At 51.0% G+C, this 8,848-nt stretch carries 7 protein-coding genes; 2 read left to right on the top strand and 5 right to left on the bottom strand.

The window, feature by feature from the left end:
• The first annotated feature begins 207 nt into the window (after window positions 1-207).
• Entirely contained in the window at window positions 208-1,599 is a 1,392-nt protein-coding gene (locus J8X26_RS16985) for an L-cystine transporter (RefSeq protein ID WP_152325684.1), read from the top strand.
• 75 nt (window positions 1,600-1,674) lie between these two features.
• On the opposite strand, the gene kdgR is transcribed toward J8X26_RS16985, so the two are convergent.
• On the bottom strand, window positions 1,675-2,466 hold the full coding sequence (gene kdgR / locus J8X26_RS16980; protein WP_152325683.1) for a DNA-binding transcriptional regulator KdgR: 792 nt from the start codon (window positions 2,464-2,466) through the stop codon (window positions 1,675-1,677).
• A gap of 239 nt (window positions 2,467-2,705) precedes the next feature.
• Here kdgR and J8X26_RS16975 point away from each other — a divergent pair, with 239 nt between their 5' ends.
• Window positions 2,706-4,103: an MFS transporter gene (locus J8X26_RS16975; protein ID WP_152325682.1), complete on the top strand. Its 1,398-nt coding sequence runs from the start codon at window positions 2,706-2,708 to the stop codon at window positions 4,101-4,103.
• A gap of 63 nt (window positions 4,104-4,166) precedes the next feature.
• Here J8X26_RS16975 and htpX read toward each other — a convergent pair whose 3' ends face one another.
• The 4 genes from htpX to J8X26_RS16955 form a co-directional block, all read right to left on the bottom strand.
• On the bottom strand, window positions 4,167-5,045 hold the full coding sequence (htpX, locus tag J8X26_RS16970; RefSeq protein WP_152325681.1) for a protease HtpX: 879 nt from the start codon (window positions 5,043-5,045) through the stop codon (window positions 4,167-4,169).
• A 282-nt stretch (window positions 5,046-5,327) separates the two neighbouring features.
• Window positions 5,328-7,400 carry a carboxy terminal-processing peptidase gene (prc, locus tag J8X26_RS16965; RefSeq protein ID WP_165056876.1) on the bottom strand — a complete coding sequence of 691 codons (2,073 nt, stop codon included), beginning with the start codon at window positions 7,398-7,400 and terminating at the stop codon, window positions 5,328-5,330.
• A 19-nt stretch (window positions 7,401-7,419) separates the two neighbouring features.
• Window positions 7,420-8,109, bottom strand: a complete 690-nt coding sequence (gene proQ, locus J8X26_RS16960; protein ID WP_152325679.1) for an RNA chaperone ProQ — start codon at window positions 8,107-8,109, stop codon at window positions 7,420-7,422.
• Between the two features lie 95 nt (window positions 8,110-8,204).
• A complete protein-coding gene (locus J8X26_RS16955) occupies window positions 8,205-8,702 on the bottom strand; it encodes a GAF domain-containing protein (protein WP_152325678.1) in 498 nt (165 codons plus the stop codon).
• Window positions 8,703-8,848: the final 146 nt, after the last annotated feature.

The following is an 8,848-nucleotide window of genomic DNA, read 5'->3' as shown; positions in this document are numbered from 1 at the left end:
TTATGAGGCGATGCTGCATTTTACCTGCGGCATCATTATCTGGAATAAAATCCTATTGGGATAGGCTCTAAAAGTTATAAAGCATTCTTTTTGGATATAAATGTTCAGGTGCCAAACTGATATCCTGCTCACCATTGCTTTGGGATGGTGCAATCCCTGTCGGGAACACCCGTTTTAAATATCAAAACTATAAGTCTGGAGTTCGGTATGAATCTTCCGCTCGTTCTTAACGTAGTGGTTTTCGTTGTCCTCCTTTTGCTGCTGGCGCAAACCCGCCATAAGCAATGGAGTCTGGCAAAAAAAGTCTTACTTGGTCTGGCCATGGGTGTGGTGTTTGGCCTGGCTTTGCAGCTGATCTATGGTTCCGATGATCCGGTACTGAAAACCTCTATTACCTGGTTTAATATTGTCGGTAACGGCTACGTCCAGTTACTGCAAATGATAGTCATGCCGCTGGTTTTTGTCTCGATTCTGAGCGCGGTAGCGAAACTGCACAACGCGTCATCGCTGGGCAAAATCAGTTTCCTGACTATCGGTACCCTGTTGTTCACCACGCTGATTGCCTCGCTGGTAGGTATCTTTGTGACCGGTCTGTTTGGTCTGACCGCTGATGGGCTGGTTCAGGGGACGCAGGAAACCGCGCGTCTGACCGCTATCCAGTCCAACTACGTGGGCAAAGTGGCTGACCTGAGCGTGCCTCAGCTGATCCTTTCCTTTATTCCTAAGAACCCGTTTGCTGACCTGACAGGTGCAAGCCCGACGTCCATCATCAGCGTGGTAATTTTCGCAGCTTTCGTTGGCGTTGCGGCACTTCAGCTGGTTAAAGATGATGCTGATAAAGGCCCGCGCGTTCTGGCCTTTATCGATACCCTGCAAGCCTGGGTGATGAAACTGGTTCGTCTGGTCATGAAACTGACTCCATACGGTGTTCTGGCATTAATGACCAAAGTGGTTGCCGGTTCCAACATTCAGGACATCATTAAACTGGGCAGTTTCGTGGTGGCATCTTATCTCGGTCTGGCCATCATGTTCGTAATTCACGCTGTGCTGTTGTCTTTCACCGGCGTTAACCCGGCGAAATTCTTCCGTAAAGTCTGGCCAGTGCTAACCTTCGCATTCACCAGCCGTTCCAGCGCTGCCACTATTCCGCTGAGCGTTGAAGCACAAACTCGTCGTCTCGGTATCCCGGAATCGATTGCCAGCTTCGCAGCATCCTTTGGGGCCACTATCGGCCAGAATGGTTGTGCCGGTTTGTATCCGACAATGCTGGCCGTCATGGTTGCGCCAACCGTGGGCATCAACCCGTTTGATCCGGTCTGGATTGCCACGCTGGTCGGCATTGTCACACTGAGCTCCGCCGGTGTTGCCGGTGTGGGCGGCGGTGCGACTTTCGCGGCTCTTATCGTATTACCGGCGATGGGTCTGCCTGTCACGCTGGTCGCGCTGTTGATCTCCGTCGAGCCGCTGATTGATATGGGCCGTACTGCCCTGAACGTAAGTGGTTCAATGACTGCCGGTACAATCACCAGCCAGCTTTTAAAACAGACAGATAAAGCAGTGATGGATTCTGAAGAAGCCGCTGAACTGGCTCATCGCTGATCCCGGTTCGCTGAAAACAAAAAACCGAAGCCAATGGCTTCGGTTTTTTTATATCTGCATTACTTATGCAAAGACTCAGAACGGGTAGTCGTGAAAACCAATCTGCTCAGAAATGTTGCGCGCGGCGGTATGCAGCATTTCAACGTAGTGCGCTTTGCTTTCTTCTGAGAAACGGATAGTCGGGAACGAAATACTCAGGCCAGCAATCACCACACCAAAGCGGTCAAACACAGGAACCGCTATGCAACGAAGCCCCTGTTCCTGCTCTTCGTTATCTTCGCCATAACCCTGCACGCGCACCTGATTAAGCGCAGTCTGCAAATCGGCGGCATTCATAATGGTGTTTTCAGTGCTCCGGGTAAATTCGATTTCCTGCAACAGGGCGCTGACTTCCGCTTTATCGCCCCAGGCCAGAAGCACTTTACCGATCGCCGTAGTGTGCAGCGGATTACGGCGGCCAATACGTGAATGCATGCGCAGGTTGTACATCGAATCGATTTTATGGATATAGACAATACCGTCTTCATCCAGTGCGCCAAGGTGGATCGTTTCGCGGGTCAGACGGGACAGTTCACGCATTTGAATATCAGCACTGCGGATCAGATCCACATTTTGCAGTGCTTTCGCCCCTAACTCGAATAACTTCAAAGTGAGCGAATACTTCTCAGATTCCCCTTCCTGCGCCACGTATCCCAAAGATTTCATCGTCTGTAAAAAACGGTAGACGGTACTTTTGGACATCATAACGCGCTGAGAAAGTTCAGTAATACCAATCTCCCGCTCTTCGCCCAGGGCCTGCAAAATGCCAAAAACTTTCAGAACGGAAGAAACAGAATCGGGTTGCTTATCAAGATCTGCGATAGCCATAGGATGAATTACCTGCTCGCGTGAGTTTTGTTTCAAAAAAAATAGAACGTAGTTTTTATTATAGTGGTAAGCATCGACGAGAAGCAATCTACCCGATGCGTGAGAATGTAAGAACTGTTAAGCCAGTTTCAGAACTGAGAGAACAGTAAAAAATTCATTACATCATGTGACAATTGTCACTTTAGCTTCATTAGCGTAGTAATATTCCCCTCTCTGATGACTACGCACTGACATAACTCATGACACCTACACCCAACGACGGGCTTCCCGTTCCACAGCGCTACGGTGCGATCCTTGCAATCGCTCTGGGTATTACCGTTTCGGTGCTTGATGGCGCAATCGCGAATGTGGCGTTACCCACTATTGCCAATGATTTTCATGCCAGCCCGGCGGCCTCAATCTGGGTCGTGAATGCCTACCAACTGGCAATAACCATTTCATTGCTCTCTCTGGCGTCTCTCGGTGATATTTTTGGCTATCGCCGCATCTATCAGACCGGCCTGCTGGTATTCAGCATTACGTCGCTCTTCTGCGCTCTTTCCGATTCGCTGCTGACGCTGACCGTCGCGCGCGTATTGCAGGGGTTCGGGGCTGCGGCGATCATGAGCGTCAATACCGCGCTGATACGCATTATTTATCCGCAACGTTTTCTGGGTCGTGGCGTCGGGATTAATGCGCTGATTGTTGCCGTTTCGTCCGCCGCAGGGCCGACTATTGCAGCAGGGATTTTGTCCGTCGCGTCGTGGCAGTGGTTGTTTGCGGTGAATGTTCCGATTGGTATTGTCGCGCTGATTCTGGGCCTGAAATTTCTTCCGGCCAACTCAACACGCAGTCAGGGGCAGCGTTTTGATATCACTAGCAGCGTGATGAATGCGCTGACGTTTGGCCTGCTCATCAGTGCAATCAGCGGTTTCGCGCAGGGTCTGAACCATCTGCTAATTTTGGGCGAAGTGATCGCGCTGCTGATTATTGGCTGGTTCTTTGTCCGCCGCCAGTTATCGAAACCTTTCCCGTTGCTGCCGGTGGATTTGCTGCGCATCCCGATTTTCAGCCTGTCGCTGGGCACGTCGTTGTGCTCTTTCAGTGCCCAAATGCTGGCATTCGTTTCACTGCCCTTCTTCCTGCAAAATACGCTGGGGCTGAACTCTGTAGATACCGGCCTGCTGCTGACGCCGTGGCCGCTGGCAACGATGGTGATGGCACCAATCGCCGGCCGTCTGGTCGAGCGTTTCCATCCCGGAATGCTGGGCGGGATCGGGTTGATTATCTTTTCATTCGGGCTGTTTTCGCTCTCACTGCTGCCGCCAGAACCTTCACATCTGAACATTATCTGGCGCATGCTTCTGTGCGGTGCGGGCTTTGGTTTATTCCAGTCACCGAACAATCACACAATCATCAGTTCCGCACCGCGTAACCGCAGCGGTGGCGCCAGTGGCTTGCTGGGAACTGCCCGTCTTTTAGGCCAGACGACCGGTGCAGCAATGGTTGCCCTGATGTTTAACCTGTTCCCGTCACACGGGACGCATGCTTCGTTAATTATGGCCGGGACACTCGCCGGTGCAGGCGCGCTGGTCAGTCTGATGAGAATGACGCAAAAAACCAGCAGCCAGCAAGCTGCTGAGAGTTCTAAACCGTAAGTTTCGCAAAGCAAAATGCCTGGCATAAGCCAGGCATTTTTTTACACATAAACGAACGGACATTTATTTGATGTACTGACCGCTGCGCAGCGCTTCGATACGTTTGTCCAGCGGCGGGTGAGACATAAACAGCTCGCTGAAAGACTTCGATTTGCCGTTTATACAAAACGCCATCATGCTGCCCGCTTCCTGCGGTTCATGGCTGGTTTTCAGACGTTGCAACGCTGCAATCATTTTTTCACGCCCTACCAGTTTCGCTGAACCGGCATCTGCGTAGAACTCGCGGTGACGCGAGAACCACATGGTGATAATGCTCGCCAGAATACCAAAGACCAGTTCAAGCACCGTCGCCACGGCAAAATAAATCATCGGATTGCCGTTACTTTCTTCGCCATCACGGTTTCCGGAAAGGAAACCAGAAGCCACCTGCGCAATCAGACGCGAAATGAAAATCACGAAGGTGTTCACGATCCCCTGAATCAGCGTCATGGTCACCATATCACCATTCGCAATGTGGCTGATTTCATGGGCAATAACCGCTTCGGCTTCATCCTGATTCATACTTTGCAGCAAACCTGTGCTCACCGCTACCAGCGAGGCATCACGTCGCGCTCCGGTTGCGAAAGCATTAATATCTGGCGCGTGATAAATCGCGACCTGCGGCATGGCAATGCCTGCCTGCTGAGACTGGCGACGAACCGTTTCCATCAACCAGCGCTCAGTTTCATTTCGTGGCTGCTCAATAACTTCACCACCCACCGAACGCAACGCCATCCACTTAGACATCAGCAACGAGACAAAAGCACCACCGAAGCCAAACAGCCCGGCCATGATCATCAGCCCCGGCACGCTGCTGGACTGAATGCCCGTCAGGCTTAACACCAGCCCAAAGACCAGCATAACCGCCAGGTTAGTCAGCAGGAACAACGCTATACGCATCATAAAATTTTACTTCCTCATTGTTACTTCGTTGTTATTGATCGAGTCACACCACCGGCACATAGCCTGCCCGGCTGTACTGATCCTATGGGCTTCTTGCACAGATTCAAGAGTCCCTGCCCGCTAAAGACCTAAAATCACAATACTTTACATTTTGAAGCGTTTTATTTCACATCCGTCGCTGAAATCTATGGAGTTACATGCCCCGCGAGCTTTCATGCCCGGTTTAGCGCATAAAAAAAGCGCACCGGAGTGCGCTTTTTCATCTGACCACCGGGTGAAGAATTATTTCGCCGCGGTCTGGTCGCCCTGAGCTTTTTCCAGATTGCCCAGGTCAACGGCAATGTGGTCAGCTTCATCGAGATAAGGGTCCGGTGCCACATAATCTTTCGGCAGGTCATCGAGAGATTTCAGCGGTTTCTTACCTTCACGTTTGAAGCGTTCGTTCAGACGGCTCAGACGTAATGCATCGTCCTCTTTGTCCTCTTTATCACGCTGTGCGTAATTAAGGGAGGCGGTATCACGTTTGTCCTTCAGTGCTTTATAACGGGCGATATCCTGCTGGATGTACTGGAACTCAGGATCCTTCGCAATACGTGCTTCATGATCTTTGAGCAAGTCAGGCAGGAACGGTTTCATGTCGCCCATTTTGGTGTAAGTCGCCGCGTTGATGCTATCCCACGGAAGCGCATTATCTTCGAACTTCTCACCCGTCTCAATCGATTCAATACCGGTTGGCATCAGAATATCCGGGGTAACCCCTTTACGCTGAGTGCTGCCGCCGTTGATACGGTAGAATTTCTGGATTGTGTACTGTACGGAGCCTAGCGCAGGCCATTCCGGACGCAGCATCTGATCATAGATGCGGTTCAGTGAACGGTATTGCTGCACGGTCCCTTTACCGAAGGTCGGCTCACCGACAATCAGCGCACGGCCATAATCCTGCATTGCGGCTGCAAAGATTTCTGATGCTGACGCACTGAAGCGGTCAACCAGAACCACCAGCGGACCTTTGTAGTACACGACGCCATCGGTATCGCTGTCCTGACGGATACGACCGTTGTTATCGCGAACCTGCACAACAGGGCCACTTGGGATAAACAGACCTGACAGAGAAACCGCTTCAGTCAGGGCACCGCCGCCGTTGGTACGAAGATCGATAACCAGGCTGTTGACGTTTTGCTTCGCCATTTTCTGTAGCTGGACTTTAACATCGTCCGTAAGCCCCACATAGAAACCCGGAATGTCCATCACGGCCACTTTCTGATTGCCGACATTTTTGATGGTCATTTTGACTGCGCGATCTTCCAGACGGATTTTTTCGCGTGTCAGGGTAATAACATGGTTTTTAGCATTTTTGCCCGCAGGCAGGATCTGCAGGCGCACTTTGCTGCCTTTAGGCCCTTTGATGAGCGCAACGACGTCATCAAGACGCCAGCCGATCACATCAACAATTGGGGTTTGTTTGCCGGCCTGAACCTGGCCCACACCCACAATACGGTCGCCAACCGCAATGGCTTTACTCTTGGCCGCCGGGCCTCCAGCTACCATTGAATTGATGACGGTATAATCATCGTCACCCTGCAAGACGGCGCCTATACCTTCCAGAGACAAGCTCATTTCGGTATTGAACTGCTCGGTGCTGCGGGGAGAGAGATAATTGGTGTGCGGGTCAATTTCATGCGCAAAGGCATTCATCACCAGCTGGAACACATCTTCGCTGTTGCTCTGCGTCAGACGTTTCATCGCAAAATGATAACGTTTGGAGAGCACATCGCGGATTTCCTGATCGTTTTTGCCGGTCAGTTTAAGGTTCAGCTCGTCATATTTGACTTTCGCATCCCACAACTTATCCAGCTCAGCGCGGTCTTTCGGCCACGGTGCTTTACTGCGATCAAGCTCAATAGTGTCGTTGCCAGTGAAATCCATCGGACGCTCAAGCACTTTCAACGCGTAGTCATAGCGTTCAAAGCGACGTTTTTGCGCCAGATTAAATAAGGCATAAGGCGTAGTTAACTGACCGGATTTCAGTTCCTCACCCAAAGTGGCACGTTTGTCAGTAAACTGCGCCACGTCGGAAGCCATGAGTACGTTATGGCCATAATCGAGCATGTTGAGGTAACGGTCGAAGATTTTCGCTGAGAAATCTGCATTAAGGTCGAACTGACGATAATGTGAACGGGTAAAGCGTGCGGTCACACGCTCGCTTACCGTTGCATCTTGCGGGTCTTGAGTCAAATTAGGGAGTTGAGCGAGAGTCACCGGTGCACTCTCGTTCGCTGCAAAGCTGGTATTCACCAGCCCTGCCCCTGCCATTAACAGACCCGCGATAACGCTTAATCTGACAAATTTGTTCATGCCTGAGTTGGCCTCCGTATCAGAACTGCAAGTGTTCTGCGCGCACAATCATCGCCAGACCCGAAGAGAGCTGAACGCGAACACCGTCTTTGGCAATTTCCAAAACGGTTGCATCCATCGCACTCTGTCCTGCTCTGACTTTGATTTCCTGGCCAATTTGCAGTTTTGAAATGTCTGTTACTGGCACCTGACGCGGTTCACGTTTTTCCTCACGCGGTGGGCGAGGTGAACGTGGTTTGCGATTTTCCTGACCAGCCACAGCTGCGGGCGCATTTTCACGACGCGGCGCAGGTTTTTTAGCGGCCGGACGTGGACGACGTGGCTCAGTGGTTTCACCGGCTTCACGACGTTTAGCCTGTTGTTCTGCACGTTGTGCCTGAACGCGGGCTTTTGCTTCTTCCAACTGTTTACGGGCATGTTCGACGTGCTGCTCTTCGAGAACGCCACATGAATTACCATCAAGGTCAACGCGTTCTGCGCCAACTTTAACGCCATACAGATAGCGCCAGCTTGAGGTATACAGACGCAGAGCAGAGCGTAACTGAGTTTTGCTCAGATTCTCTTCACCTTGCACGCGCTCGACCAAATCCGCAAAGATACCGATCTTTAATGGGCGTGCTTCGCCTTCGGCGGTAAAACAGAGCGGGAACCGCTCAGCCAAAAAGGCGATGACTTCTTTACTACTGTTCAACTTAGGTTGATTTTCCATGAAATTTCCTGATTACAACGGGTTTGCCAACCGGCGCAGGCATGAACAGGCGCCATTATAATGACGCCATTATTAAATGCCACGTTATCCGACGATCAACTTACGATCAGATTGACATATTTTTCAGCATCGCAGTTTTCGAGATGCTGGCAAAGCCCGCTGACTAACTCTGTCAGCCCCTGTTCATCGGCTTCATCGAAGCGCTGATAAACGGTGCTATCAATGTCTAATACGCCAATAACTGTGCCTTTCACCGTGATGGGAAGGACAATTTCGGCATTACTTGCAGCGTCACAGGCGATGTGGCCCGGGAAGGCATGAACATCACCAACACGCTGTACGGCATTTTCTGCAACAGCGGTACCGCAGACGCCTTTCCCTACCGGAATACGCACGCAGGCAATTTTACCCTGGAATGGCCCCAGCACCAGTGATGTGCCATCCATCAGATAAAAACCTACCCAATTCACGCCGTCAAGACGCTCAAAAAGTAAGGCACTGGCGTTCGACAGAGTCGCAATAAAATTGTTTTCTCCGGCGATCAACGCGCTCAAATCACGTTTTAATTCCGTGTAGAATGCTTCTTTATTCATGTAGTAACCAATAATAACCTAAGGGCACTGAGCCGTTCTGGTGTGCTTAACCTCTATAAAATAAGCATTAAATGCCCATATGAACAAGGTTAATCCTGTGTGACATCAAAAAGACTCACCTACAATAACTGTTTGCCGACCGCATA

It is taken from the genome of Rahnella sp. ChDrAdgB13 (assembly GCF_017655185.1).
GTDB lineage: Bacteria > Pseudomonadota > Gammaproteobacteria > Enterobacterales > Enterobacteriaceae > Rahnella > Rahnella contaminans.
The sequence above is the reverse complement of the archived record's forward strand: the minus strand, read 5'-3'. Positions and strand labels throughout refer to the sequence as shown.